The organism is Streptomyces sp. BK79 (assembly GCF_044142145.1).
GTDB lineage: Bacteria > Actinomycetota > Actinomycetes > Streptomycetales > Streptomycetaceae > Streptomyces.
Genome location: NZ_JBHVOC010000005.1, coordinates 48,341 through 74,333, shown reverse-complemented (window position 1 = coordinate 74,333; position 25,993 = coordinate 48,341). Strand labels below are relative to the sequence as shown.

General features: G+C 73.0%; 23 protein-coding genes. 13 read left to right on the top strand and 10 right to left on the bottom strand.

The features are described from left to right. The first annotated feature begins 271 nt into the window (after positions 1–271). A complete protein-coding gene (locus ACFIF2_RS07545) occupies positions 272–1,210 on the top strand; it encodes a TauD/TfdA dioxygenase family protein (RefSeq protein WP_395571733.1) in 939 nt (312 codons plus the stop codon). 48 nt (positions 1,211–1,258) lie between these two features. Here ACFIF2_RS07545 and ACFIF2_RS07540 read toward each other — a convergent pair whose 3' ends face one another. The 4 genes from ACFIF2_RS07540 to ACFIF2_RS07525 form a co-directional block, all read right to left on the bottom strand. After that, the gene (locus tag ACFIF2_RS07540; protein WP_395571732.1) at positions 1,259–3,097 is read right to left on the bottom strand and encodes a glycoside hydrolase family 2 protein; all 1,839 of its coding nucleotides are present in this window, start codon (positions 3,095–3,097) and stop codon (positions 1,259–1,261) included. Positions 3,098–3,165: 68 nt separating this feature from the next. After that, positions 3,166–4,065 (bottom strand): carbohydrate ABC transporter permease, encoded by a 900-nt coding sequence (locus tag ACFIF2_RS07535; protein ID WP_395571731.1) that lies wholly within the window; start codon positions 4,063–4,065, stop codon positions 3,166–3,168. A 2-nt stretch (positions 4,066–4,067) separates the two neighbouring features. Beyond that, positions 4,068–5,018, bottom strand: a complete 951-nt coding sequence (locus ACFIF2_RS07530) for a carbohydrate ABC transporter permease (protein ID WP_395571730.1) — start codon at positions 5,016–5,018, stop codon at positions 4,068–4,070. A gap of 21 nt (positions 5,019–5,039) precedes the next feature. Next, positions 5,040–6,404: an extracellular solute-binding protein gene (locus ACFIF2_RS07525; RefSeq protein WP_395571729.1), complete on the bottom strand. Its 1,365-nt coding sequence runs from the start codon at positions 6,402–6,404 to the stop codon at positions 5,040–5,042. A 152-nt stretch (positions 6,405–6,556) separates the two neighbouring features. Between ACFIF2_RS07525 and ACFIF2_RS07520 the strand changes: the two genes are divergently transcribed. The 7 genes from ACFIF2_RS07520 to ACFIF2_RS07490 all read left to right on the top strand — a co-directional run bounded on the left by ACFIF2_RS07520 (position 6,557) and on the right by ACFIF2_RS07490 (position 13,419). After that, the gene (locus ACFIF2_RS07520) at positions 6,557–7,612 is read left to right on the top strand and encodes a LacI family DNA-binding transcriptional regulator (RefSeq protein ID WP_395571728.1); all 1,056 of its coding nucleotides are present in this window, start codon (positions 6,557–6,559) and stop codon (positions 7,610–7,612) included. Between the two features lie 202 nt (positions 7,613–7,814). Next, positions 7,815–9,302 carry an NCS1 family nucleobase:cation symporter-1 gene (locus tag ACFIF2_RS07515; RefSeq protein WP_395571727.1) on the top strand — a complete coding sequence of 496 codons (1,488 nt, stop codon included), beginning with the start codon at positions 7,815–7,817 and terminating at the stop codon, positions 9,300–9,302. Positions 9,303–9,354: 52 nt separating this feature from the next. Next, positions 9,355–10,080 (top strand): aspartate/glutamate racemase family protein, encoded by a 726-nt coding sequence (locus ACFIF2_RS07510; protein WP_395571726.1) that lies wholly within the window; start codon positions 9,355–9,357, stop codon positions 10,078–10,080. A gap of 126 nt (positions 10,081–10,206) precedes the next feature. Continuing rightward, the gene (locus ACFIF2_RS07505; protein ID WP_395571725.1) at positions 10,207–10,926 is read left to right on the top strand and encodes a GntR family transcriptional regulator; all 720 of its coding nucleotides are present in this window, start codon (positions 10,207–10,209) and stop codon (positions 10,924–10,926) included. Between the two features lie 180 nt (positions 10,927–11,106). Continuing rightward, positions 11,107–11,457, top strand: coding sequence for a YciI family protein (locus tag ACFIF2_RS07500; RefSeq protein ID WP_395571724.1), 351 nt, complete (start codon positions 11,107–11,109; stop codon positions 11,455–11,457). A 5-nt stretch (positions 11,458–11,462) separates the two neighbouring features. Further along, complete coding sequence (locus ACFIF2_RS07495; protein ID WP_395571723.1) at positions 11,463–12,722, top strand: RNA polymerase sigma factor; 1,260 nt, start codon at positions 11,463–11,465, stop codon at positions 12,720–12,722. Between the two features lie 169 nt (positions 12,723–12,891). Further along, on the top strand, positions 12,892–13,419 hold the full coding sequence (locus tag ACFIF2_RS07490; RefSeq protein WP_395571722.1) for a hypothetical protein: 528 nt from the start codon (positions 12,892–12,894) through the stop codon (positions 13,417–13,419). Here ACFIF2_RS07490 and ACFIF2_RS07485 read toward each other — a convergent pair. The 4 genes from ACFIF2_RS07485 to ACFIF2_RS07470 are packed head-to-tail and all read right to left on the bottom strand — an operon-like array spanning position 13,351 to position 18,577. Further along, positions 13,351–15,321: a glycogen debranching N-terminal domain-containing protein gene (locus tag ACFIF2_RS07485; protein WP_395571721.1), complete on the bottom strand. Its 1,971-nt coding sequence runs from the start codon at positions 15,319–15,321 to the stop codon at positions 13,351–13,353. The two genes, ACFIF2_RS07490 and ACFIF2_RS07485, sit on opposite strands and share 69 nt — an antisense overlap. Continuing rightward, complete coding sequence (locus tag ACFIF2_RS07480; RefSeq protein ID WP_395571720.1) at positions 15,318–16,682, bottom strand: MGH1-like glycoside hydrolase domain-containing protein; 1,365 nt, start codon at positions 16,680–16,682, stop codon at positions 15,318–15,320. The genes ACFIF2_RS07485 and ACFIF2_RS07480 overlap by 4 nt, the downstream gene beginning before the upstream one ends. Further along, on the bottom strand, positions 16,679–17,479 hold the full coding sequence (locus ACFIF2_RS07475; RefSeq protein ID WP_395571719.1) for a sugar phosphate isomerase/epimerase family protein: 801 nt from the start codon (positions 17,477–17,479) through the stop codon (positions 16,679–16,681). Before ACFIF2_RS07475 ends, ACFIF2_RS07480 begins: the two co-directional genes overlap by 4 nt. A 51-nt stretch (positions 17,480–17,530) precedes the next feature. Continuing rightward, positions 17,531–18,577, bottom strand: a complete 1,047-nt coding sequence (locus tag ACFIF2_RS07470; RefSeq protein WP_395571946.1) for a zinc-binding alcohol dehydrogenase — start codon at positions 18,575–18,577, stop codon at positions 17,531–17,533. Between the two features lie 184 nt (positions 18,578–18,761). On the opposite strand from ACFIF2_RS07470, the gene ACFIF2_RS07465 reads away from it, so the two are divergent. From ACFIF2_RS07465 to ACFIF2_RS07445, 5 genes are all read left to right on the top strand, one after another. After that, the gene (locus ACFIF2_RS07465) at positions 18,762–20,165 is read left to right on the top strand and encodes an ABC transporter substrate-binding protein (protein ID WP_395571718.1); all 1,404 of its coding nucleotides are present in this window, start codon (positions 18,762–18,764) and stop codon (positions 20,163–20,165) included. 30 nt (positions 20,166–20,195) lie between these two features. Then, the gene (locus ACFIF2_RS07460; RefSeq protein ID WP_395571717.1) at positions 20,196–21,215 is read left to right on the top strand and encodes a carbohydrate ABC transporter permease; all 1,020 of its coding nucleotides are present in this window, start codon (positions 20,196–20,198) and stop codon (positions 21,213–21,215) included. After that, complete coding sequence (locus ACFIF2_RS07455; protein WP_395571716.1) at positions 21,212–22,096, top strand: carbohydrate ABC transporter permease; 885 nt, start codon at positions 21,212–21,214, stop codon at positions 22,094–22,096. The genes ACFIF2_RS07460 and ACFIF2_RS07455 overlap by 4 nt, the downstream gene beginning before the upstream one ends. 15 nt (positions 22,097–22,111) lie before the next feature. Further along, positions 22,112–23,314, top strand: a complete 1,203-nt coding sequence (locus ACFIF2_RS07450; protein ID WP_395571715.1) for an ROK family protein — start codon at positions 22,112–22,114, stop codon at positions 23,312–23,314. Positions 23,315–23,379: 65 nt separating this feature from the next. Beyond that, positions 23,380–24,273 (top strand): Gfo/Idh/MocA family protein, encoded by an 894-nt coding sequence (locus tag ACFIF2_RS07445; protein WP_395571714.1) that lies wholly within the window; start codon positions 23,380–23,382, stop codon positions 24,271–24,273. Positions 24,274–24,295: 22 nt separating this feature from the next. On the opposite strand, the gene ACFIF2_RS07440 is transcribed toward ACFIF2_RS07445, so the two are convergent. Further along, on the bottom strand, positions 24,296–25,177 hold the full coding sequence (locus ACFIF2_RS07440) for an SDR family oxidoreductase (RefSeq protein WP_395571945.1): 882 nt from the start codon (positions 25,175–25,177) through the stop codon (positions 24,296–24,298). Between the two features lie 169 nt (positions 25,178–25,346). Next, complete coding sequence (locus tag ACFIF2_RS07435; protein ID WP_395571713.1) at positions 25,347–25,820, bottom strand: GtrA family protein; 474 nt, start codon at positions 25,818–25,820, stop codon at positions 25,347–25,349. Between the last annotated feature and the right edge of the window lie 173 nt (positions 25,821–25,993).

The following is a 25,993-nucleotide window of genomic DNA, read 5'->3' as shown; positions in this document are numbered from 1 at the left end:
CGGGGAAGATCACACAATCGGTGCCATGACCACATACCGGTTCGGCACCACGGCGGAGTGTCCCCGCGTGCCCGAGCGAACCGGTTGTGAGCGCTCCGGCCGATAACGGCCGTCTTCGCACCGACGTTCCGACGCCCGCCGCGTCGCGATCCGCTCGGTTTCCTTCCGGCGTCCCCGCCGGATCACCTTCCTTTTCCCGGGCCGCCCGGCGGTGACGCCGTACCGCCCTGGCCCGGACCGACCCGTACCGCCACACAAGGGGAGGACTCCCATGACCGTCACGACCGCCGGCCCGACCGTCGCTCTGCGCGAAGCGCGCATCCCGGGGGACGGAATGTACGAGGGCCGGCGCATCCTGCGCCGGCTGCCCGAGGGGTGGGCCGAGCGGCCCTACGAACGCTTCGAGGTCGTTCCGCGGGCGCGCACGATCGGCGCCGAGATCAGGGGCGTCGATCTCTCGCGCCCGCTCGGACCCGCGCTGCGCGAGGAGCTGAACCGCGCCCTGCTGGAGTGGAAGGTGCTGTTCTTCCGCGCCCAGCACCTCACCTCCGACCAGCAGCGCCGCTTCGCGGGCCACTGGGGCGACCTGGAGACCAACCCGCTGCTGGCCGCCGGTGCCAGCGAGGACGTCGTCCGGTTCGACAAGGCCGACGGAGCCACCCCGACGTACGAGAACGTCTGGCACGCCGACGTCACCTTCCGCGAGCGGCCCGCGCTCGGTGCCGTCCTCCAGCTGCGCGAGGTGCCGCCGTTCGGCGGTGACACCATGTGGGCGGACATGGCGGCGGCCTACGACAACCTTCCCCAGGAGGTGAAGGACCGCGTCGACGGGGCCCGCGCCGTGCACGACTTCATCCCCGGCTTCGCCAGGTTCTACGGCCCCGAACGGCTGGTCCCCCACCAGGAGCGGTTCCCGCCCGTGGAGCACCCGGTGGTGCGCACCCACCCGGAGACCGGGCGGCGCATGCTGTTCGTCAACGCGTCCTTCACCACCCGCATCACCGGCATGGACCGCGACGAGAGCGACCGGCTGCTGCGCTTCCTGTTCCAGCAGGCGCACGTCCCCGAGTACCAGGTGCGGTGGCGCTGGCAGCCCGGAGACGTCGCCTTCTGGGACAACCGGGCGACGCAGCACTACGCCGTGGGCGACTACGGCAGCGAGCGCCGGGTGGCCGAACGCGTCGCCATCGCGGGCGACCGGCCGTCGTGACGCCGGGGCGGGCCGGGGCGCGGTCGCGCCCCGGCCCGCTCCCCGCCGTTACGCCGGGTCCGGGTCCCGCTCCTCGGTCTCCTCGATCGCGGCCGGGCGCAGCTGGGCCGCACGGACGCGGTCCACGTCGAGCTTGACGCCCCGGTCGAACCGGTAGATGCCGTTCTGTTCCTGGAAGACGTCGGTGAGCTGGGTGTAGCAGTAGCCGAACATGTCCCGGTCCCCGAGGAGCACTCCGGTCAGGCCCGCGAACCGCTCGTGGAACTCCTCCTCGTCGCGGACCCGTTGGCCGTACCCCCAGGAGACGGTCCGGTCCTCGCCGGAGCGTTCGGCGGCGGCCTCCGGGTCCCACCAGATGCCGCCGAACTCGCTGACGAAGTACGGCTGTCCGCGGTAGGGCACCGAGTACGGGGTGCCGTTCTCGTGGGCGTTGACGAAGGGGGCGTCCTTGGCGAGGCCGGACATCAGCTCCCGGAAGGCCGCCGGGTCCTGCTCGTAGTGGTGGGCGTCGTAGACGTCGGTCTCGGCGACCCGGTGGGCGTAGCCGGAGGCGTCGACGACCGGGCGGGTGGTGTCCATGGCCTTGGTGGCCAGGAACATGGCCCGGGTGACGTCGTCGAGCCGGGTGATGCGGTCGTGCAGCTTCTGGTAGGTCTCGTTGAGGGGGCACCAGCCGATGATCGAGGGGTGCGAGTAGTCGCGCTCCAGGGCCTCCAGCCACTGGGCGACGTAGGAGGCGTCGGGCTGCTGGTTGTCGCCGGAGGAGCCGCCCGTCTCGCAGCCCCAGTCGCCGAACTCGCCCCAGACCAGGTAGCCGAGGCGGTCCGCGTGGTGGAGGAAGCGTTCCTCGAAGACCTTCTGGTGCAGCCTGGCTCCGTTGAAACCGGCCGCCATCGCCAGCTCGATGTCCCTCACCAGTGCCTCGTCGGTCGGGGCGGTCATCAGCCCGTCCGGGTACCAGCCCTGGTCGAGGACGAGGCGCTGGAAGACCGGGCGGCCGTTGAGGGTGACGGCCTTGCCGCGCAGGCCCACGGCGCGCAGCCCGGCGTAGCTCTCGGCGCTGTCGACGACCTGCCCCGCGGCGTCGAGGAGTTCGAGGCGCAGGTCGTACAGGTGCGGGTCGTCGGGGCTCCACTCGCGTCGCCGGTCGTCCGGTACGGGCAGGTGCAGGCGCGGGGCGAGGTCCAGGTCGGCGCGGGCCTCGGCGCGGCTCACCTCGCCGCCGGCGTCGCTGAGGACGGCGCGCACCCGGTGGCCGGGGCGGTTGCCGGACAGGGGCAGTTCGAGGTGGAAGGCGGAGCCGGCCAGGTCGGGGGTGATCCGGGGGCGGCGCAGGTGGAGGTCGGGGACGGGCTCCAGCCAGACGGTCTGCCAGATGCCGGTGACCCGGGTGTAGTTGCAGTCGTGGTTGGCGTACTTCACGGCCTGCTTGCCCCGGGCCTGCGGACCGGACTTGGGGTCGCGGGCGCGGACGGTGACGACGACCTCCTCGCCCGCCCCGGCGATGTCGCCGAGGTCGGCGGTGAAGGGCGTGAAGCCGCCGCGGTGCCGGGCGACCTCCCTGCCGTCGGCCCACACGGTGGTGTCGTGGTCGACGGCACCGAAGTGCAGCAGCACGCGGCGCCCGGCCCAGGCCGCGGGCAGGGCGATGGCGCGCCGGTACCAGACGGCCTCCATGAAGTCGGTGTCGCCGATGCCGGACAGCTCGGACTCGGGCGGGAAGGGCACGAGGATCTCGTCGGCCAACTCGCGGTCCAGCAGGCCGCGTTCGAGTCCGCTGTCGCCCCGGTCGGTCTCGAACTGCCAGGCGCCGTTCAGGTTGAGCCAGTCGCGGCGCACGAACTGCGGTCGCGGGTACTCCGGGCGCGGTGCGGAGTGAGTGGGCACACATGCTCCAGTCGATCGGTGGTCCGGCGCCGAGGCGCCGGACCGGTGCGTACAGCGGGAGGGTGAGGTCAGGAGCCGCCGAGGCCGGTGGTGGCCACGGAGTCGACGATGCGGCGCTGGAAGAAGAGGAAGACGACGATCAGCGGCAGGGCCGCGAGCAGGGCGGAGGCCATCGACTGCGCGTACTGGACACCGTAGGCGTCCTTCACGGTGGCCAGGCCCACCGGGAGGGTCATCAGGTCGGGGTCGTTGGTGACGATGAACGGCCACATGAAGTTGTTCCACGCCCCGATGAAGACGAAGATCGCCACCGCGGCCACGATCGGCCGCGAGAGCGGCAGCACGATCGACCGGAAGACCCGGAACTCGGAGGCTCCGTCGATCCGGGCGGCCTCCTCCAGCGCCCGGGGCACGGCGTCGAAGAACCGCTTGAGGATGAACACCATCATCGGCGCGACGACCTGGGGCAGGATGACCGCCGCGTAGGTGTCGACGAGGTCGAGGAGGAGCATCTGCTCGAACAGCGGCACGACCAGGAGCTGCGGCGGGACCATGATGGCGGCGACGGTGACGGCGAGCAGGGCCCGGCGGCCGCGGAAGGTGCCGCGGGAGAAGCCGTAGGCCGCGAGGGTGGAGACCACCACGGTGATGAGGGTGACCAGCCCGGCGATCAGGAAGCTGTTGAACGCCCAGACGGCCACGTTCCCGCGTTCCAGGATCTGCCGGTACGCGTCCCAGGTGAAGGCCCCCTTGAAGGGGGACAGGCCGGGCGTGGCGATGTCCTGCTCGCTCTGCACCGAGGTGGCGACCGCCCACAGGAACGGGGTCAGCCAGACGGCCGCCAGGACGACCAGTGCCGTACCGGCCAGGACCCGGGGCAGCCGGCCGTGTCCTAGGAGCAGCGGGAAACCGGTCGCCTCCCGAGGGGGACGGCGCCGCGTGCGGAGGAGGGGGGCGGTTGCGGACACGGTCAGTCCTCCTGGCGGAAGAGGCGGAGCTGCACGAGCGAGACGACGATGACGAGCGCGAAGAAGAGGTAGGAGATCGCGGAGGCGTAGCCGAGCCGGTATCCGGTGAAGCCGACGTCGTAGACGTACTCCAGGACCGGGCGGGTGGAGCCGTTCGGGCCGCCCTTGGTGAGGATGTAGATCTGGTCGAACACCTTGAGCGAGGCGAGGATCTGGAGCATGGCGACCAGCGCGGTGGTCCTGCGCAGCTGCGGCAGGGTGACGGACCACAGGCGGCGCCAGGCGCCGGCGCCGTCGAGTGCCGCCGCCTCGTCGAAGGCCGGGGGCAGGGACTGAAGGGCCGCGAGATAGAGGAGGAAGTTGAAGCCGACCGTCCACCAGACGGTGAGGGCGGCGATGGACCACATGGCGACGGACTCGTCGGAGAGCCAGCCGACGGGCTCCATGCCGAGGCTGTCGAGGAGCTGGTTGGCGAGTCCCAGGTCGGGCTGGTAGAGCCAGGTCCACACGAGGGTCACCACGGTCACGGGCAGCAGGTAGGGCGCGAAGAACGCCAGTCGCCACGCCCACTGTCCGGCGAGTCCGCTGTGCACCAGCAGCGCCATGGCCAGCGCGACGAGGACCAGCGGCACACTGGAGACGGCGGTGAAGAAGACCGTGTTGCCGAGGCTGCTCCACACGTCCGGGTCGCCGAGGGCCTCGGCGTAGTTGTCGAAGCCGACGAAGCCGGTGTCGCGCAGGGCGAGCGAGGTGTCGGTGAAGCTCATCCACAGTCCCTGCACCAGCGGCCACACCATGAAGAGGCCGAAGACGACCAGGAACGGCAGGACGAAGACGAACCCGGTGGCCGGGCCGGTGCGGATACGGCGCAGGACGGCCCGGCGTCGGGAGCCGGCGCGGGAGGCGGGCGGGTCGGCCTGCGTCCTCTCGCCGAGCGGAGCGGTGGTGGTCACGTCGGTCACTCCTTCGGCGGGTCAGGCCACCGGGTTGGGCTGCCGCAGCAGCGCGTCCGCCTCGCGGACCATCTGGCGGACCGCCTTCTCGGGGGTCGTGTTGCCCAGCAGCGCCGACTGGAGCGGCTGGTGCATGCGGTTGTGGAAGTTCGAGCCGGCGCCGGTGAACCAGTTGGGCGGGTCGAGGACCGCCACCGTCGCCGCGTCCGCGTAGGAGGACTGCGGCTCCAGGGCGGCGTAGCCGGGCTCGGCGAGCACGGGCCGGTAGGCGGGGATGTGGCCGGCGGTGGCCCAGGTGAGGCTCTGCTTGAGCATCTCGGCGATGTACCGGTGGGCCTCGCGGCGCCGCTGGGGATCGGGGTCGTCCTGGTGCGGGAGGACGAAGCTGTGGCTGTCGGTGTAGACGGCGGGCTTGTCGAAGACCTGGGGGAAGGAGGCCGCGCCCAGCGGGACGCCGGACTTCTTCAGCGTCGGCAGCTCCCACTCCCCGAGCAGGGCCATGCCGCCCCGGCCGGTCGTGAAGGCGGCCAGCGCGCCGTTGTAGTCGAGGTCGTTGGGGTTGGTGCGGCCGTCGAAGAGCTGCCGCATGAAGGTCACGACGCGGACGGCGGCATCGATGTCGATCCGGGCGGGGCCGCCCTCCGGGAGGGTGAAGGCGGCGCCGGTCTGCGCGTAGAGCGCGGCGAACAGGCGCCAGTTCTGTGAGGTGTCGGTGACGTGGCCGAACAGGATGCCCGCTTCCCCGGTCGCCTCGGCGAGGGCCTTGCCGGCGTCCAGCAGGGCCTCCGGCGAGCCCATCGGGGCCAGTTCGCCCGAGGAGTCCAGGAGCCCGGCGGTGTCCGCGGCCTCCTTGTCGTAGAAGACGATGAAGGGGTGGACGTCGAGCGGGATCGCGTAGACCGTGCCCTCGTGCTGGGTCCGCCGCCAGACCGCGGGGGTGAAGTCCTCGCCGGTGACGCCGAACTCGGCGAGCAGGTCCAGGTCGATGGGGTCCACCAGGCCGCCGGGCGCGTACCCCGCCAGCCGGGACAGGTGCATGGCGGCCACGTCGGAGGCCCGGCCGCCGGCGGCGGACATGGCGAGCTTGGTGTAGTAGGAGGGGCCCCAGTCGAGGATCGTGCGGTCCACGTCGAAGCCCTCGGGCCCCCGGGCCACGGCCCCGATCATGTCGTCCATCAGCATGCCGTCACCGCCCTGGAACAGGTCCCAGACGCTCAGCGCGGACGCACCGGAGGCGGAGGCCGGTGAGGCACAGCCGGACAGCGGGCCGGCGGCGAGCAGGGCGCCCGCTCCGGCCAGGGTGTGACGCAGCAGGCGACGGCGGCTGAGGCGGCGTACCGGATCGGACGCGGCCGGCACCTCCTGGGCAGGCGGACGGGAACTCATCGCGGACCTTTCGACGGCCGGAGCTCAGTGCGGTGGCTAGTTTTTACATCGATGTACATGGGCTGTAAAGAGCTGGGGCCAGGGATCGTCGACGGCGCGCGGGAGGCCGGGACATAGACTCGGCAGTCGCGCGAAGGGGCAGGGAGGTCTCGGTGGCACGGCCCAGGATCAAGGACGTCGCACGTCATGCGGGCGTCTCGGAGAAGACGGTGTCCAACGTCATCAACGACTACGCCCATGTCTCCGAGCGGACCAGGCGTGTGGTGCGGGAGGCCATCGAACAGCTCGGGTACCGGGTGAACCTGGCCGGCCGTCATCTGCGCAAGGGCCGTACCGGCATCATCGCCCTCGTCGTGCCCGAACTGGACATCCCGTACTTCGCCGAGCTGGCCCGGCACGTCATCCGCGAGGCGGAGCAGCGCTCGCTGACGGTCCTGATCCACCAGTCCGGGGCGGACCGCGCCCACGAGCTGGCGGCGCTGGCCGGTTTCGGCTCCACCTTCGTGGACGGCATCATCCTCAGTCCGCTCGCCCTGACCGCCGACGACCTGCGCGACCGCGCGGGCGCGCCGCCCACCGTGCTGCTCGGGGAGCTGCTGGAGGAGGGCGCCGACCACGTGGCCATCGACAACGAGCGGGCCGCGCGCGAGGCGACCCGGCACCTGATCGGCCTCGGACGCCGCTCGATCCTCGCCGTCGGGGGGCGCGACGACCCGGGCCTCGGGACGGCCCAGGCCCGCACGCGCGGGTTCCGCGCCGCTCTGGAGGAGGCGGGTGTCGCCTACGATCCCGCCGCGCTGCTGCCGGTCGGCTCGTTCCGGATGCCCGACGGCGCCGAGGCCGTGACACGGGCGCTCGACGGCGGCGCGCGGCCGGACGCGCTGCTCTGCCTCAACGACCAGCTGGCGCTGGGCGCGTTGCGGGCCCTGCACGAGCACGGGATCGCGGTGCCCGAGGACGTGGCCGTCATCGGCTTCGACGACGTGGAGGGTGGGCGGTTCTCCGTGCCGACGCTGAGCACGGTGGCGCCGGACAAGGCGGCGGTGGCCAAGGTCGCCGTGCAGCTGCTCCAGGACCGGATCGAGGAGGCCACGGGACCGGACGGCGCCGGCGACGGCGCCGGGCAGGGTGTGCTCTCGCCGCAGGACCGCATCGTGGCCCACCGGCTCGTCCTGCGGGAGAGCACGGAGGGCCGCGCGCGGTCCTGAGGACCGGTCGCCGGTGGGTCGCTCCCCCTGGACCGATCAGGGCAGGGACGGCCTTCCCTTCTCCATCACTCGCGAAATGGTATTCCATTTACCGGCAGACCCCTTGACGGTGCCGAGCGGCGAAAACTACGTTCTGTTCATCGGAACGCCACTTCCGCTTCGTGGAACTCACCTCTCCCCATCCCGAGCCCAGGAGTCCCGTATGACTGCCCTGGAAGACCGCCGCCCGTCCCCGGCGACCGGCGAGACCGCCACCAGCTCCGGCCTCTACACGTACGACCTGGCCCCGACGAAGCGGGAGGGCCGCCGCTGGGGCGCCTACAACGTCTTCACCCTCTGGGCCAACGACGTGCACAGCCTCGGCAACTATGCCTTCGCCATCGGCCTGTTCGCCCTCGGACTGAACGTGTGGGGCATCCTCGCCGCCTTCGCGCTCGCCTCGGTCCTGCTCTTCCTGCTGCTCACCCTCTCCGGCTTCATGGGACACAAGACGGGTGTGCCGTTCCCCGTCATGAGCCGCATCGCCTTCGGTATCAAGGGGGCGAAGATCCCGGCCGCGGTCCGCGGCGGCGTGGCCATCGCCTGGTTTGGTATCCAGACCTATCTCGCCTCCGCGGTGCTGAGCGCCCTCCTGGTGGCCCTCTTCCCCGGCCTGGCCGCATGGGACACCAACTCCCTGCTCGGCCAGTCCACACTGGGCTGGGTCACCTTCCTGGCCCTGTGGGCCCTTCAGGTGCTCATCGTGAGCTACGGGATGCAGATGATCCGCCGTTACATGGCCGTCGCGGCGCCGACCACGCTGCTCACCATGTGCGCCCTGGCGGTGTGGATGTTCGTGCGCGCGGACGGCTCGGTCTCGCTCTCCAACGGCGAGCCGCTCACCGGCGGCGCCATGTGGCTCCAGGTACTGGAGGCCGCCGCCCTGTGGGTCGTGATCTACGGGACGTTCGTGCTGAACTTCTGCGACTTCACCCGGTCCGCGCGCAGCCGCGCCGCCATCGTCCGCGGCAACGTGATCGGCATCCCGGTCAACATGCTCTTCTTCGCCGGCATCGTGGCGGTCCTCAGCGGGGCCCAGTTCTCCCTGGACGGACACGTCATCACCAGTCCGACGGACATCGTGCGGACCGTGCCCAACATGTTCCTGCTGGCCGTCGCCTCGCTCGCCCTGATCGCGCTGACCGTGGCGGTGAACCTGCTGGCCAACTTCGTGGCACCGATCTACGCCCTGGTCGACCTCTTCCCGCACCGGCTCGACTTCCGCCGCGCGGGCCTGGTGAGCGCGGTCCTGGGCCTGGTGATCACGCCCTGGAACCTCTACAACAGCCCCGTCGTCGTGAACTACTTCCTGGGCGGACTCGGCGCCCTGCTCGGACCCCTCTTCGGCGTGATCATGGCCGACTACTGGCTGCTGCGGAAGTCCCGCGTGAACGTGCCGGCCCTCTACACGGACGACACGGGCGCCGAGTACCACTACCGCCGGGGCTACAACCCGCGCGCCGTCGCCGCCTTCGTCCCCGCCGCCGCGATCGCCGTCGTGGTCGCCCTGGTGCCCTTCTTCCACGCGGCGGCCGGGTTCTCCTGGTTCATCGGCGCGATCATCGGCGCCGTCCTCTACGCGGTCGTCGCCGACCGCGCCTCGCCGATCCGCGACGTCGACGGCGAGGCGATCGCCGTCGCCGCGGAGTAGCCGCGGGCCCCGCGCCCCTCAGGAACCTCCCACCCGAGCAGAAGGCCCACTCATGCGCATCCTCGTGGTCAACGTCAACACCACGCAGTCCATCACCGACGCGATCGGCAGGCAGGCGGCCGGCGCGGCCTCCCCGGGCACCGAGATCGTCCCGCTGACACCCGCGTTCGGCGCCGAGTCCGTCGAGGGCAACTACGAGAGCTACCTCGCCGCGGTCGCCGTCATGGAGACCGTCCGCGCCCACCCGGAGCCCTTCGACGCGGTGATCCAGGCCGGCTACGGCGAACACGGCCGCGAAGGGCTGCAGGAACTGCTCGACGTCCCCGTCGTCGACATCACCGAGGCCGCGGCGAGCACCGCCCAGTTCCTCGGCCGCCGGTACTCCGTCGTCACCACCCTCGACCGTACGGTCCCCCTGATCGAGGAGCGGCTGGCGGCGGCCGGACTGAGTTCCCGGTGCGCGTCCGTGCGCGCCAGCGGGCTCGCCGTCCTGGAACTGGAGGAGGACGAGCAGGCGGCCGTGGACGCCATCACCGAACAGGCCGCCCGCGCGGTCGAGGACGACCGGGCCGAGGTGATCTGCCTGGGCTGCGGCGGCATGGCGGGCCTCGCCGAACGCGTGGTGGAGCGCACCGGCGTCCCCGTGGTCGACGGGGTCGCCGCCGCCGTCACGGTCGCCGAGTCACTGGTCCGGCTCGGCCTGACCACGTCCAAGGTGCGCACGTACGCGCCCCCGCGGCCCAAGCGGATCGTCAACTGGCCGCCGAAGGCCGGGTGACGCCTCCCGCACGTCCTTCGCCCGTCACGCCCCGCGCCGGTCGCGGGGTATTCTGACGGGCCGCCCGCCCGACGCCCCGCACCGGCTCGGCGGGCGTCGGAACGGGAAGGCGGACAAGGGACGGCGATGGCTGCGTCAGAGGGCTTCACGCCCGAGTCCGAGCGGGTCACGCGGCAGTTGCGGGACCAGATCATCGACGGTGCGCGACGGCCCGGCAGCCGCCTGGTCGAACGGGAGCTGGCCGAGGCGCTCGGCGTGAGCCGGCTGCCCGTCCGGGAGGCCCTCAAGACCCTGGTCTCCGAGGGCCTGGTGACCCCGAGGCCGCGGTCCTGGGCGGTGGTGCGGGAGTTCACCACGAGCGACATCGCCGACCTCGACGAGGTCCGCTCGGGTCTGGAGACCCTGGGGTTCCGGCTCGCCGCCCAACGGCACACCCGCGCCGGGCTGGAGAAGCTCCGCGCGACCGTGGACGCCGAGCTGGCGGCGGCCCGCGCGGGCGACGCGGTACGGGCCCGCCGGGCGGCGGCCGACTTCCACCAGACCGTCATCTCGCTGGCCGCCAACGAGCTGCTCAACGAACTCGAGCGGGTGCTGCGCAGCCGGCTGCGGTGGCTCATGGGCCAGCACGACGACCTGCTGGGCGTGGCCCGGGAGCACGAGGCGCTCTACCAGGCCATCGCGGAACGCGACGTCGAACGCGTCCAGGAGCTCGTCCTGCACCACCTGGCGACCAGCCGCAGCGCGGCCCTGGGCCACCGCGCCCGGGAACGGGCACGGGACGAGACCGCGCCGCGGGACGAGGACTCACCACAGGGCGGGGACCCGGGCGGGAGGGAAGAGACGTAGTTCCGCGGTTTCCCCTGGTCAGGCCCTGTCGGGCGGGTCCCGGGACGGGTTCGCGGCACTCCCTCGGTCCGACGGCCGGAAAAAGTTTCAGGGAGGGTGTCGATCCGGCGGCCCTCCGTTCGTCGTGATGACGTGCGGCACCCGCCGCGCGAACGACAGGACCCGATGGGAGCGACAACCATGAAGTACATGCTGCTGATCAACGCCGGTGCGGTCGACGCCGACGGCGGTGCCGCCGAGTGCGGCGTGCAGGACTGGGTGGCGTACGACAAGGCGGTGCGGGAGGCCGGGATCCTGGTCTCCGGCGAGTCCCTGGCGGACCTGGTCACCGCGACCGTCGTCAAGGTCGGCCCGGACGGCGCCCGCACCGTGACCGACGGGCCGTTCGCGGAGAGCCGGGAGGTCCTCGGCGGCTTCTACGTCATCGACGTCCCGGACCTGGACGCCGCGCTGGACTGGGCGGCCCGCTGCCCCGGGGCACGCGGCAGCGGCTCGGTCGTCGTACGGCCGGTCGCCGACTTCGGGGCCTGACGGCGGTGCGGGAGCGGGCGGGCGGCGCCGACCGGGCGGTCGAGGCGGTCTTCCGTGAGGAGCACGGACTGCTGCTGGCGTCCCTGGTGCGGCGCTTCGGCGACCTGGACCTGGCCGAGGAGGTCGCCTCCGAGGCGCTCGAAGCAGCTCTGGTGCACTGGCCGGTGCAGGGCGTTCCGGCCAGGCCCGGTGCCTGGCTGCTGACCACGGCCCGGCGCAAGGCCGTCGACCGGCTGCGCCGGGACCAGGTCTACGCCGCCCGCCTCGCCGCCCTCCAGGTGGAGACGGACCGGGCCGGGCCCGTCCCGCCGCCGGACACCGCCGCCGGCCTGCCCGACGAGCGGCTCCAGCTCTTCTTCACCTGCGCCCACCCCGCCCTGCCGGCCGAGGCACGCGGCGCGCTGATGCTGCGCTGCCTGGCCGGGCTGACCACACCGGAGGTCGCCCGGGCCTTCCTGGTGCCGCCCGCGACGATGGCCCAGCGGATCGTGCGGGCCAAGAAGAAGATCCGCCAGGCGCGGATCCCGTTCCGCGTCCCCGGGGCCGACGAGTTGCCCGAGCGGCTGCCGGGCGTGCTCCAGGTGCTGTACTCGATGTTCACGGAGGGGTACGCGGCCAGTTCCGGCCCCGACCTGCAACGGCCCGGCCTCGCCGAGGAGGCCCTGCGTCTGGTGCGGATCCTGTACCGGCTGCTGCCCGCCGAGCGGGAGGTGGCCGGGCTGCTGGCCCTCATGCTGCTGGTCCACGCGCGGCACGGCGCGCGCACGGACGCGGACGGCGCGCCGGTGCTGCTCGCGGACCAGGACCGGGACCGCTGGGACCACGCGATGATCGAGGAGGGCACCGCCCTGGTCACGGTCGCGCTGACCGGCGGCCCGCCGGGGCCGTACGCCGTGCAGTCCGCGATCGCCGCGCTGCACGACGAGGCGCCGGACCCGGCCGGCACCGACTGGCCGCAGATCGCGGCGCTCTACGACGTGCTGCTCGCCCTCGCCCCCTCCCCCGTCGTCGCCCTCAACCGGGCGGTCGCCGTCGCCATGCGGGACGGCGAGGAGGCGGGACTCGCCCTGCTGGACGGGCTCGCGGGCGAGGAGCGGCTGCGCGGCCACCACCCGTACCACGCGGCCCGCGGCGACCTGCTGCACCGCCTGGGACGACACGCGGAGGCCGCCGCCGCCTACCGCCGGGCGCTGGACCTGGCCGGCACCGAGCCGGAGCGGGCCCACCTGCGCCGCATGCTGGACGCCACCCGGCCGCCGGCCTGACCCGCCGGGGGCGGCGGCCCCGGGCGAGCGGCGCGGACGGACCCGGGAGCGGCCCCGGGGGGGGCGGACTGCGTCTCCCGGATGCGGCCCGCGGGAAAAGAGGCACGTAGGACGGCACGGAGCGGGCATACGGATGTCCCGAGCCCCACTCCGACCACCGGGAGTACCCGTGACGCCGAGCCTGCGCACCGCCCGTGCGTGCCGTGCCGCCGCCGTTCTCCTCGTCTTCTGCGCCCTGTACGCCGCCACGCACCATCCGTGGCTCGCCGTACCCGGGCTGTACGCCGCCGCCGTGTTCGCCTGGTGCGGCGCCCGGGCCCGGACGGAGCACCGGCGACGGGTCGTACGGGCACAGCGCGCCGAGCGCCTGGCGCGCTCAGCGGCGGCGTGTTCGCCGCTCACCGTGCCGCGGCCGTGCTGCGCCTTCTGGCGGCACACCGGCGGCGCCGTGCACGGCCCGGAGTGCACCCGGCCCGCCGCCGCCCGCTTCCCGGCGCCGGACGGCTGCTGCGAGCGGTGGTGGACCTCGCTGGGCGTGCGGCACGACGCGGACTGCCCGCGCCACGCCGGCGTCCCGAACGGGGACCGGGACCGGACCGAACCGCGACGCGGTGGCCGGTCCGCCGCGTCACCGGACTTCCTGGTCCAGCGCCGTCCGCAGGGCCAGGGGGGTGGCGGCCGCCCAGGCCTGCGGTGAGCAGGAGTGGGGGTACGGGACCGGTCCCGCGGTCGCCGAGCGGTCGTAGCCGGCGATGACCTCGGGGAGCCGGTGCCCGTGGTGGGCCGCCGCCGCGACGAGGCCCTCGGTGACGGTGCGGACCTCGGCCGCGAGGCCCTGGCGGGCCAGGCCCAGGGCGATGACCGCGTTGTCGTGCGGCCAGGCGCTGCCCCGGTGGTAGGAGAGCGGGTGGTACGGGCGCTGGCCGGCGGCGAGGGTGCGGATCGCCCAGCCGGAGAAGAAGTCCGGCTCCAGCAGCCGCCGCCCCACCCGGCGGGCGCGCTCCCCGTCGAGGATGCCCGACCACAGCAGGTGCCCGGCGTCCGAGGCCAGCGCGTCCACCTGGCGTCCGGCGCCGTCGAGGGCGAGGGCCGGGAAGTCCGCGTCCGGCATCCAGAAGTCCGTGGCGAAGCGTTCCCGCAGCCGCGCGGCGCTCTCGCGGAGCCGGCGCGCGTAGGGCTCGTCCCGCCAGACGCCGTCGGCGAGTTCCGCCGTGCGCAGGAGGGCGTCGTAGGCGTAGCCCTGCGCCTCCGAGACCGCGATGGGACCCTCGGCCTGGGTGCCGTCACGGAAGCAGACGGCGCCCGCGGAGTCCTTCCAGTTCTGGTTGACCAGACCGCCGGGGTCCGGGGTGTACACGAGGTAGCCGTGCTTCTCCAGGCCGCCGTCGGTGAGCATCCAGTCGACGGCCTTGCGGGCGTGCTCCTCGAGGCGTACGGCGACGGACGGGTCGCCGGTCGTCTCGTGGTGCGCGTGGAGCAGGACGAGGAAGAGCGGGGTGGCGTCGACGGCGCCGTAGTAGCGGCCGTACGGGACCTGGCGGAAGTGGGCGAGTTCGCCGCGCCGGGTCTCGTGGACGATGCGGCCGGGCTGCTCGCCGCTGAAGGCGTCGTACCGTTCGCCCTGGGTGGCGGCGAGCGCGCTCAGGACGGCGGCGGCCGTCGCGGGCCGGTACGGCAGCAGGAAGTACGAAGTCAGCAGGGAGTCGCGGCCGAACAGGGTGAGGAACCACGGGATGCCGGCCGCGGGGACGCGCACGTCCTCGCCGTCGACGCCGGGGACCGGGACGGTCAGCAGGTCGAGGTCGGCGAGGCCGCGTTCGACGGTGCGGGTCAGGTCGTCCGTCGCGGTCACCGTCGCGGTCGCCGTCCCGGTGTCGCGCGGGTGCGCGGGCCGGGTGCCGGCCGGAGCGGTGGAGGCGCCGGTGACGGCCGCAGGGGCCGTCGGGGGCCGTCCGTGCGGGTGGGCGCGGACGGTGAGGTGCAGGTCGGCCCGGCCGTGGGCGTCGAGCGGCAGATGCCAGGTCAGGGTCCGGGCGGTGGCCCGGGGTTGCGACGGCGCCGGGCCCACCGCGTCCGGGGCGGGCCGGCAGACGATCTCCGTCCGGGCCTCCCAGTCCGCTCGCCGGTAGGTGAGGAGCAGTCCGTCGGGCGTGTCCCGGCTCTCGTGCTCCGCGCCGGGCTTGGCGTAGTGCCGGTCGTCGGCGCGGAGTTCGAAGAGGTCGGCGAAGTCGGCGTCGACGGTGAGGTCGACGCGGGCGGTCACGGGGTCGGGGCGGTTGCCGACCAGGCTCAGGTGTTCGGTGAAGGTGCCCGCGGTGACGCTCTGCCGACGGAAGACGGTGTACGCGGGCGGGTCGTCGCGGGTGCCCTCCGGGGTCAGGACGCAGGCCGCCGTGCTGTCTGTCCGAGCGGTGGCGGGCACGAGCGCGACGGGGGCGGTGCCGTCGACGGCGAGCCGCCAGCAACCGAGGTGCCGGGCGTCCTGGTAGAAGAGTCCGTCCGGGGTCGCGCCGCGGGTGCCGCTGATCTCCCCGTCGGCGCCGAGGCGGACGAAGGTGGCGTCGCGCACCAGCTGGACGCGGGGTTCGGCCGCGGTCACGGCGTGGGCTCCTTCGGGTCGGCGCTCAGCAGGTCGAGCGTGAGCGCGGCGGTCCAGGAGAAGTGCCGGGTGCCGCGGGCCGCGCCGGTGGCGGGGTCGACGTACTCGGCGAATCCGGAGCGCCCCGCCTCCGTCAGGAAGCCGGCGCGGAGCCGGTCGGCGTCCTGGGCGAGGCCGTGGGCGCGCAGCCCCCGCTCGATCAGCCAGGCGGTGTTGAACCAGGCCGGACCGCGCCAGTACCGGGTGGTGTCGAAGGCGTGGCCGGTGAGGTCGTAGCTGGGGACCAGATGGGTGGCCGGGGCGCTGAACCGCGGCCCGGTCAGCGTGGCGTGCAGACGCCGGACGACGTCCTGCGGCAGGTGCGGCACGAGCAGGGGGACGAGGCCGCTGACGCTGCCCTCGTCGATCGGCGTGTCGTCGTGCAGGTCGCGCGCGCGGAACAGGCCGGCCTCCGCGTCCCACAGCCGGTCCACCAGAGCCCTCGTGAGTGCGGCGGCCCGCTCGGTGTGCCGCTCCCCCGGCAGGCCCAGCTCGCGGGCCACGGCGGCCAGGGCCAGTTCGCTGACGGCCAGCAGGGCGTTGAAGGCCGGGTCCTCCACGGCGAACCGGTGGGGTGCGACCCGGTCGTCGTAGCCGGCCTCCCGGTACTCGGTGGCCAGCCGGACGTAACGGCCGTAGTCGAGGTCGGTGGGCCGGTCGGCGGGGTGGCCGTGGTCGAGGTCGGCGCGCCGGAAGGTGCCGGGCGGGCTGGGCTCGATCCGCTGCAGGGCCCGGTCCCAGCAGGGGCTGTTGTCCATGCCGGGTTCCCAGGGGTGGACGACGGCCGCGAGGCCGCCGCCGCCGAGGTCGCGGCGGGTGAGCAGGTAGTCGTGCCAGGCGGCGAGCCGGGGGTGGACGCGGGCGAGGAAGCCGCGGCGCCGTGACTCGGCCGGGTCGGCGCGGTGCACGAGCCAGGCGGCCAGCGCGTGCACAGGGGGCTGCACGATGCCGGAGGTCTCGGGTGCCGAGGGCGCGCCCGAGTCGCGGCCGGCCCGGGAGGACCGCCAGAAGTCGGGGCTCGGGAAGTAGGCGTCGTGGGGCAGGGCGGGGTTGAAGACGATGTGGGGCACGCGTCCGTCCGCCCACTGCGCGGCCAGCAGGGATTCCAGTTCCCGCTGGGCGCGGCGCACCGAGAGGTGGCGCAGTCCGATGGCGACGAAGGCGGAGTCCCAGCTCCACTGGTGGGGGTAGAGGGTGCGGGAGGGGACGGTGGAGGCGCCGGTCCAGTTGTCGAGGAGGACCCGCGCCGCACCGCGCCGCAGGGTCAGGTCCGCGGGCGCGGTGGGCGCGGGCCGGTCCAGGAGGCCGAGGGTGGACTTCACGCGCCGGACCTCTTGAGGAAGCCGGGGACGGAGCGCACGGCCTCGGCGGGGTCGCCGGTGAGGCGGCACTCCAGGGCGAGGTGGCCGTCGTAGCCGATGGTGTGCAGGGCGCCGAGCCAGGCGGGCCAGTCGAGGTGCCCGGCGCCGGGCTGGAAGCGGTTGGAGTCGGAGACCTGCGCGTGGCCGATGACGTCGGCGTGGGCCAGGATCGCGGCGGCCGGGTCGGACTCCTCGATGTTCATGTGGTAGCTGTCGATGCCGATCCGGACCGAGTCCAGGCTGACGGCGCGGATCAGGTCGGCGGCCTGGTCGAGCCGGTTGACCATGTGGTCCTCGTAGCGGTTGAGCGGCTCCAGGAACAGCGTGACGCCCTCCCTGCGGGCGTGCTCACCGAGTTCGGTGAGCCCGGCGAGGAGCACCTCGCGGTCCTCCTCCTCGGTGCGCGGCGGCTCGAAGGGCGGCAGACGGCGGGAGAACATCCCGTACGAGGCGGGGGTCTGGGCGCCGGTGCCGCCGATCTCGGCGATCACGGTGAGCTGGGACTTCATCTGGGCGACGGCGTCGCGGCGCAGGTCCTCGTCGAAGGCGCCGAGGAAGTGCAGCATGTCGACGCAGACGGTCGGCATGACGACGCCGTCCGCGCGGGCCTGCTTCAATTCGTCGCGGCGGGAGGCGAAGTGCAGGTCGCCCTTGCCGCGCAGTTCGATCGCGTCGTAGCCGGCCTGCTGGGCGAAGTCCCACTTGGCCTGGAGGGTGTCACCGGGGAGGAGCTGTTCCTGGACGGCGGTCTTGAGCATGAGGGGCCTTTCGGAGAATCCGGTCTCGGGGTTCGGGTCTCGCCGATCCGGTCAGAACTCCAGGACGACCTGGAGGGCCTCGGCGGGCCGCTCGTCCAGCAGTACGTAGGCGTCCGCGGCGTCGGCGACGGGGATCACGTGGCTCACCAGCGAGTCGACGTCCACCTGCCCCTCGGCGACCAGACGCAGGAAGGTCCGCTGGAGGCGCTCGACGGTCCAGCGGTTCGACAACTGCGGCGGGACGCCGCCGATCTGGGAGCAGATCAGCTGGACCCGGTTGTGGTGGAACTCGTCGCCGAGGCGCAGGCCGATGCCGTCGCCCTGGTAGAAGCCCGAGGCCACCACGCGGCCGCCGGCGGCGACCGAGCGCAGCGCCTCGTGCAGGGCGGGGTAGGCGCCGCTGATCTCGATGGCGAGGTCGGCGCCGAGGCCGCCGGTCGCCTCGCGGACGCGTTCGGCGACGGCGTCGGTGCGGGCGTTGAGGGTGCGGTGGGCGCCGTAGCGCTTGGCGGTCTCCAGGCGGCCGTCGAGGGCGTCGACGGCGGTGACGCGGGCGCCGCTGAGCTGCGCGAGGCGGGTGGTGAGCAGGCCGATGACGCCCTGGCCGAAGACGGCGACGTCCTCGCCGAGGTGGATGTCGCCGGCCAGGACGGCGTTGTAGGCGATGGCGCCGACCCGGGCGAAGGCCCCCGCCAGCGGCTCGAGGCCGCTCGGCAGGGTGTGGCCGATCATCCGCTCGGCGGGGACGACGCCCTCGCTGCGGTGCCCCCAGATGCCCCACACCAGGTCGCCGACGGCCGGCAGGCCCGCCGTGCCGGCCAGTTCCGGTGAGACCTCGGTGACCTCGCCGACCTCGGAGTAGCCCCATCCGGCCACCGGGTACTCGATGCCGGGCGCGCCGTCGCGGAAGAGGCGTGCCTCGGGGTCCCAGGTGCGGGTCAGGTACGGGTTGGTGCCGCGGTAGGCGGTGAGTTCGGTGCCGGCCGAGATGCCCGAGTAGCGGGTGCGGACCCGCAGATGGCCGGGCGGCAGTTCGGCCCTGACGTGCTCGGCGACCTCCACCTGGCGGGGGCCGGTGAACTGGACGACGCGCTCCACGGATGACACGGGCGACACGGAGGACACGGATGACACGGAGGGCTCCGGAAGGTTGCTGATACGGCTGCTGACGCGGTGGGGCGATGCGTTGCGTCGACAATATCCGCAACTTATGTCTTGTCAACCGGCAAAAGTAGTGCTGTGATGCGTGGCGAGTAGACGTAAGCCGGAACGAGGACACTCAATGCGCATCAGGACCCTGCGGTCGAGGACGACCGCGGTCGGCGTCACGGCGGCCCTGGGAATGGGGCTGCTCTCGGGCTGCGCGGGCAGCACCGGGCCCGGCACACCCGACCGCGAGATCACGGTCTGGTCCCAGGAGAACCTCCCCGACCGCGTCGCCGCGACGCGGAAGGTCATCGACGGGTTCGAGAAGGCGAGCGGGATCAAGGTCAACCTCGTCGGGGTCGACGAGGGACAGATGCCGCAGCTCATCATGTCGGCGGCGGCCTCGGGCACGCTGCCGGACGTCATCGGCGCGGCACCCATGGGCCAGGTCTGGCAGATGTACAGCAACGGGCTGCTGAACACCGACATCCCGGAACGGATCGTCGAGGGGCTCGGGCGCGACACCTTCGACGCCAACGCGCTGAACCTGACCTCCGACGGCGCCACCACCCTCGGGGTGCCCTCCGACGCCTGGCTCCAGCTGCTGGTCTACCGCAAGGACCAGTTCGAGCAGAAGGGCCTCGCGGCCCCGGACACGTACGCGAAGACGCTCGCCGCCGCCGAGGCGCTGACCACCAAGGGCAACGACGGCATCTCGGCGGCCACCGACCCCAGCGACGTCTTCACCTCGCAGAGCTTCGAGAGCCTCGCCCTCGCCAACGACTGCCAACTCGTCGACGACCGGCACGAGGTCGCCCTCGACTCCCCGCGGTGCGAGGCCGCCTTCCACACCTACGACCAGCTGGCCCGCGCCTACGGCGCCCCGGGCACCCAGACCGTGGACTCCACCCGCGCCACCTACTTCGCGGGCCGGTCCTCGATGGTCATCTGGTCCTCGTTCCTGCTCGACGAACTCGCCGGCCTGCGCAAGGACGCCCTGCCCAGCTGCCCCCAGTGCGCGAAGGACGCCCGGTACCTCGCGGACAACAGCGGCATCGTCACCGCGATGAAGGGCCCCGACGCCCGGGAGGCCGCCCAGTTCGGCGAGATCACGTCCTGGGTGACCACCAAGACGGCCGAGACGGCGGCGTCCCGCGAGTTCATCGAGTACATGATGGGCACCGGCTACGAGTCCTGGTTCGGCATGGCCCCCGAGGGCAAGATCCCCGTCCGCAAGGGAACGGCCGCCGACCCCGAGCGCTACCTCGACGCCTGGCGCCACAGCGACATCGGCGTCGACACCCGCAAGCCCCTCGACGAGGTCTTCCCCGAGAGCCTGCTCGACCAGCTCGCCGACGGCGTCGGCGACATGCGCCGCTGGGGCATCGGCCAGGGCGAGGGAGCCCTGGTCGGCGCCACCAACGGCGAACTGCCCGTCCCGAAGGCCGTCGGCGCGATGACCAGCGGCCAGAGTTCCCCGGCCGAGGCGGCGCGCGACGCCGACGAAGAGGTCGACGCCCTGAAGAAGTCCCTCCAGTAGCCGCCCGCCTGCACGTCACGAAGGTCCCCCATGACAACAGCCCCAGCCGGCGCGCCGCAGCGCCGGGACACCAGCCCCCGGTCCACCGACCGGTCCGCCGCACCGGGCCGCCGCCCGATGACCGCGAGCCGACGTGCCAACCGCGCGGGCCTCGCGTTCGTCTCGCCCACCTTCCTCGTGGTCCTCGTGGTGGTCGTGCTGCCCATCGCCTGGACCGTGCTGCTGGCCTTCCAGAAGGCGAAACTCGTCGACATCCAGGGCATGGGCCTGTTCGGCAACTGGTCCCTGGACAACTTCGCGCAGGTCCTCGACTCGGCCGGCTTCTGGTCCAGTCTGGGCACCACCCTGCTCTACACGGCCGGCTCCACGCTCGGCTCGGTCGCCCTCGGCCTGGTCGCCGCGCTCGCGCTGCGCCGGCCGTTCAAGGGACGCGGGCTGCTGCGCGCCGCGATGCTGCTGCCGTACGTCGCGCCCGTCGTCGCCGTGGCCTTCGTCTGGGAGGTCGCGCTCAGCCCGCAGTACGGCGTGGTCAACGACTGGGGACGGCGGCTGTTCGGCTGGGACGACCCGATCGCCTTCCTGTCGACCCGGGAGTACGAGGTGAGCCTGCTGGGCCTGCACTTCGACGTCCCGCTGGCGCTGCTGACCGTCATCGTCTTCGAGTGCTGGCGCTACTTCCCCTTCGCGTTCCTGTTCATCCTGGCCCGGCTCCAGGCGGTGCCCGACACCCTGGAGGAGGCCGCCCTCGTCGACGGCGCGACCCTCACCCAGCGCTTCCGGCACGTCCTGCTGCCCCAGCTGATGCCAGTGATCGCCCTGTTGTGCGTCCTGCGGTTCATCATGACGTTCAACAAGTTCGACGACGTCTACCTGCTCACCGGGGGCGGCGCCGGCACCGACGTGGCCGCCGTGCGCGTCTACGACTTCCTCACCGCCCGCTACGACGTGGGAGCCGCGGCAGCCCAGGCCCTCGTCCTGGCCCTCGTGCTGTCGGTCCTGCTCGGCCTCTACTTCAAGTTCTTCGGCAACAAGGTCCAGGAGGAAGCGTGACGCGCAAGGCGGCCCTGAGCCGGGCCCGGTTCGAGGAGAGGTTCTTCGGCGTCGCGCGCTGGATCGTCATCGCGTTCCTCGCCGTGATCACCCTCCTGCCCTTCTACTACATGGTGCTGCTGTCGCTGAAGCCCATCGACGCGCTCCTGCTGGACCCGGGCTCCCTGTGGATCTCGGCGAAGGACTTCACCCTCTCCACCTACCGGGACGTACTGCGCTCCGCCGACGACGGCGGCCAGGGCTTCCTGCAGTTCCTGGTCAACTCGGCGCTGGTCTCCCTCGGCACGGTCGCGCTGACCCTCGTCGCCGCGGTACCCGGCGCCTACGCCGTCAGCCGGCTGAAGTTCTTCGGCCACCGCCAGGTCAGCGCGCTCTTCCTGGCCGTCTACATGTTCCCGGCGACGCTGCTGGCCGTCCCGCTGTTCGTCATCTTCGCGAGGATCGGCCTGTCCTCCAGCCTGGTCGGCCTCGCCGTGGTCTACGTCGCGCAGACCGTGCCGGTGTCGATCTACATGCTGAAGAACTACCTGGTCACCATCCCCGCCTCGATCGAGGAGGCGGCGGCGCTCGACGGGTGCTCCAGGCTCCAGACCGTGCGCAAGGTGATCCTGCCGCTGGCCCTGCCTTCCCTGATGGCGACCGGCCTGTACGTCTTCATGATCGCCTGGAACGAGTTCCTGTTCGCGCTGCTGTTCCTGGCCGCCGACCCCGACAAGTGGACGGTGTCCCTGGGCCTGGCCCAGCTCTCCAACGGCATCGAGGTGCCCAAGACCGTCCTCATGGCCGGTTCGGTGGTGCTGACGATCCCCGTGGTACTTCTGTTCTTCGCCGCCGAGCGCCTTCTCACCGAGGGCCTGACCAGCGGCGCCGACAAGAGCTGAGCTGTGGGGGACACCATGACGACGTCGAGTCAGGCCAGCGCGGGGGCGCTGCTCCAGCTGATCCGCAGCGGCCGCGCCACCACCCGGGCCGACCTCCAGGAGGCGACCGGACTGTCCCGGTCCACCGTCGGGCAGCGCCTGGACCTGCTCAACCGTGCCGGGTGGCTGCGCCACACCACGGGCGAGTCCACCGGGGGCCGCCCCTCCCACCGGATCGCGTTCGACCCGTCCCACGGCTCGGTCGTCGCCCTCGACCTGGAGACCCGGCACGCCCGCGCCGCCGTCCTCGACCTCGCGGGCACCATCCTGGCCGAGCACACCGGTCCGATGGACGTCGCCGACGGCCCCGACCACGTCCTGGACCGGCTGGCGGACTGGTTCCCGGACCTGGTCGCGGCGGCCGGCGTCCCGGCGTCCCACGTGGTGGGCATCGGGCTGTCGGTGCCCGGTCCCGTCGACTGGGAGACCGGGCGGGTGATCGAGCCGCCCATCATGCCGGGCTGGGACCGGTATCCCATCCGGGAGCGGCTCCAGAAGGCGTACGCGGCCCGGATGGGGCTGGACGCGGAGGCCGGCGCCGTTCCGGTGCTCGTGGACAACGACGCCAACCTGATGGCGCTGGCCGAGCACCAGGCCAACCACCGCGACTGCGCGTCCTTCGTGCTGCTGAAGGTCTCCACCGGCATCGGCGCCGGCGTCGTCATCGGCGACAGCCTCTACCGGGGCATCGACGGCGGGGCCGGCGACATCGGGCACATCCGGCTGCACGACCGGTCCGACGCGCTGTGCATGTGCGGCTCCCACGGCTGCCTGGCGGCCGTAGCCAGCGGGCGGGCGATCGCGAGGGAACTGTCCGCCCTGGGACTGGACACCGCCTCCGGACGGGACGTACGGCACCTGCTCAACGAGGGCCACCCCGACGCCGTACGGCTGGCCCGGGAGGCCGGACGGCGGGTGGGCGAGGTCCTGGTCACCGTCGTCACCCTGCTGAACCCCGGCGTCCTCATGATCGCCGGGGAACTGTCCGGGGTGCCCTTCCTGACCGGGGTGCGCGAGCTGGTCTACCAGCGCGCCATGCCCCGCGCCACGGCCAACCTCCAGGTCGTCACCTCCCGGCTCGGCGACCACGCGGGGCTCGTCGGGGCCGCCGCCATGGTCGTGGAGCACCTCTACTCCCCCGCGGGCGCCGACGCCCGGCTCGACCGCCTCGCGCCGTGACCGCGCCGCCTCTCCCGCCGTACCGCCGAGCGACCCACGCCCAGCGCCAGGAAGACAGGAACACCGTGACCGCTGCCCCCGCCCCCTGGACCGAACGGCCCGTCGAGGTCGGGCTCGTGGGCGCCGGGCCCTGGGCCCGGACCATGCACGCCCGGGTGCTCGCCGCCGGGCCCGAGACCCGGCTCGCCGCCGTCTGGGCGCGCCGCACGGAGGCCGCCCGCGAGACCGCCGCGCCCTACGCCGCCCAGGTCGCCACCCGCTTCGAGGAGTTGCTGGACCAGTGCGAGGCCGTGGCCTTCGCCGTGCCGCCCGCCGTCCAGGCCGAACTGGCACCGCTGGCGGCGAAGCGCGGCAAGGCGCTGCTGCTGGAGAAGCCGCTCGGTCCGGATCTGGCCGCCGCCCGCCGTGTGGCCGACGCGGTCGCCGAGGCCGGTGTGGTCTCCCAGCTCGTGCTGACCAAGCGCTACCACCCGGCCACCCGGGCCTTCCTGGAGGCCGCGCGCGCCGTCGACGTGGCCGGGGCCCGCGCCTGCTACCTCCACGGCGCCTTCCTCGGCGGCGAGTTCGCCACCGGCTGGCGCCTGGAGCACGGCGCCCTGCTCGACCTCGGCCCGCATCTGCTCGACCTGCTGGACGCCGCCGTCGGCCCCGTCACCGGCGTCCGCGCCACCGGCGACCCGCGCCGCTGGGTGGAACTGACCTGCGAGCACGAGAACGGCGCCGTGAGCCAGGCCTCGCTCTCCGGCTCCGTGGCCGTCCCGCGCACGCTCACCCGCGTCGAACTCTTCGGCTCCGCCCAGCCCGTGGTCTACGACACGGCCGGCATCGACCACGAGGAGTGCTGGCCCGTCCTGCGCCACGAGTTCGCGACGGCCGTCCGCACCGGCACGCCGACCGCGGTCGACGCCGGGCGCGGCCTGTACCTGCAAGGGCTCCTGGACCAGGCCGCACGGGGCTGACCGGGTGGTCCGGCGTCCACGTTCAGCGGGTGTCCGTCAGACCGCCCGTCACGGCGATGACCTCACCGACCGTGAAGCTGGAGTCCGCGTCGGAGGCCAGGTACACGTACGCCGGAGCCACCTCCTCCGGCTGGGCGACGCGCCCCATGGGAGCCGAACTGCCCAGGTCGGTCAGGTAGTCGTCCGGGAACCGCTGCCCCGCGAGGTTGAGCACCGTCCAGGTGGGGCCCGGGGAGACGACGTTGGCGCGGACGCCGCGCTCGGCGAGGTGGGAGGCGATGGACTTGGTGAAGACGACCAGGGCGGCCTTGGAGGCGGCGTAGTCCATCATCATCTCGCTGCCCTTGAGCGCCTCCTCGGACGCGGTGGCGATGATCGCGTCGCCGTGGGAGAGGTGCGGCAGGGCGGCCATGACCAGGTGGAAGTAGGCGTAGACATTGGTCTTGAAGACCCGGTCGAAGTCCTCGGCGGTCAGGTCGGCCAGGCTGTTCTGGCTGTTGAGGTAGGCGGCGTTGCTCACCAGGACGTTCAGGCCGCCCATTTCGGCGACGGTGCGTTCGACGACGTCCGCGCAGAAGGCCGGCTCGCACAGGTCGCCGGGCAGCAGCAGGCAGGAGCGGCCCTCCTTCTCGACCGCCTTCCTCGTCTCCTCGGCGTCGCTCTGCTCCTCCGGCAGGTACACGATGGCGACGTCGGCTCCCTCACGGGCGTAGAGCACGGCCACGGAACGGCCGATCCCGGAATCGCCCCCGGTGATGAGCGCCACCTTCCCGGCGAGCTTCCCGGACCCCCGGTAGTGGGGGGCGAGGTAGCGCGGGCGCACCTCCATCCGCTCCTCGAGGCCGGGGCGCTGCTGCCGCTGGAAACGGTAGGGCGGAGACAGTTCCGCCTCCTCCTGGGGCATCGCCGGGCGGTCGAGCGGGTCGCCACCCGCTGCGTTCCTCTCCACCATCACTGGCCTCCACACGGTCGAGTACGCGGTCGGCGCCGCCGTTCGGCGACGCCCGGTTCTCGCGTGTCCCGACGTCGAGGCGCCAAACTCCGCGGGCATCGATCGCGCCGGGGCGCGCGGATCAGCCGCGCCGGTTCCCGGGCCCGCGGAAGACGGCCAGCCGCAGGACGACGAAGCGTACGACGGTGACGGCGACCGACGTGGCGGCGAGGACCACGGTCTCGGCGGCCGCGGACGCGCCGGGCCGCGCGTGGGTGAACGCCAGCACCGCGCCGGACGTGACGAGGTAACCGAGCAGGAAGAGGCCGCCGGCTCCCAGGTGGGCGCGGACCGGTCCCGCGCCGGCCTGCCGGAATGTCAGCCGCCGGTTCGCCTCGGTGTTCAGCACGGTGAGCACCAGCAGGGAGACCAGGTTGGCCGCGACCGGGGGCCACCACAGGCGCAGCGCCCAGTACAGGAGGGCCTGTCCGACGGTCGACACGACGCCGATCGCGGCGAACCAGCCGACCTCCCGCGACCACACGGTGCGCCGCGCGGAGGGGGACCGGGGCGGTGCGCAGGGCTTCGCGGCCGATGACGCCTTCAGCCGAGCCACGTGTGACACCCTCCCCCGCCGGGTCGACTCGCCGACCGGCGTTTCCTGGTCGCGCAGCCTACTACGCCGTCCGCGTGCGACACTTTGCCCTGCCTTTGCCTTCCGGGAACCCCCTGGCTCCCGGGCGCGTTCAAGGTGGTGCGGCGGGAAACCGCTGCCGAGAACCAAGACGG

Bases quoted from the DNA above. Each gene is read 5' to 3' on its own strand.
- ACFIF2_RS07525 (WP_395571729.1), bottom strand. From the start codon at position 6,404: ATGAGTTCCCGTCCGCCTGCCCAGGAGGTGCCGGCCGCGTCCGATCCG.
- ACFIF2_RS07505 (WP_395571725.1), top strand. From the start codon at position 10,207: ATGGCTGCGTCAGAGGGCTTCACGCCCGAGTCCGAGCGGGTCACGCGG.
- ACFIF2_RS07440 (WP_395571945.1), bottom strand. From the start codon at position 25,177: ATGCCCCAGGAGGAGGCGGAACTGTCTCCGCCCTACCGTTTCCAGCGG.
- ACFIF2_RS07475 (WP_395571719.1), bottom strand. From the start codon at position 17,479: ATGCTCAAGACCGCCGTCCAGGAACAGCTCCTCCCCGGTGACACCCTC.
- ACFIF2_RS07465 (WP_395571718.1), top strand. From the start codon at position 18,762: ATGCGCATCAGGACCCTGCGGTCGAGGACGACCGCGGTCGGCGTCACG.
- ACFIF2_RS07510 (WP_395571726.1), top strand. From the start codon at position 9,355: ATGCGCATCCTCGTGGTCAACGTCAACACCACGCAGTCCATCACCGAC.
- ACFIF2_RS07515 (WP_395571727.1), top strand. From the start codon at position 7,815: ATGACTGCCCTGGAAGACCGCCGCCCGTCCCCGGCGACCGGCGAGACC.
- ACFIF2_RS07450 (WP_395571715.1), top strand. From the start codon at position 22,112: ATGACGACGTCGAGTCAGGCCAGCGCGGGGGCGCTGCTCCAGCTGATC.
- ACFIF2_RS07460 (WP_395571717.1), top strand. From the start codon at position 20,196: ATGACAACAGCCCCAGCCGGCGCGCCGCAGCGCCGGGACACCAGCCCC.
- ACFIF2_RS07500 (WP_395571724.1), top strand. From the start codon at position 11,107: ATGAAGTACATGCTGCTGATCAACGCCGGTGCGGTCGACGCCGACGGC.
- ACFIF2_RS07545 (WP_395571733.1), top strand. From the start codon at position 272: ATGACCGTCACGACCGCCGGCCCGACCGTCGCTCTGCGCGAAGCGCGC.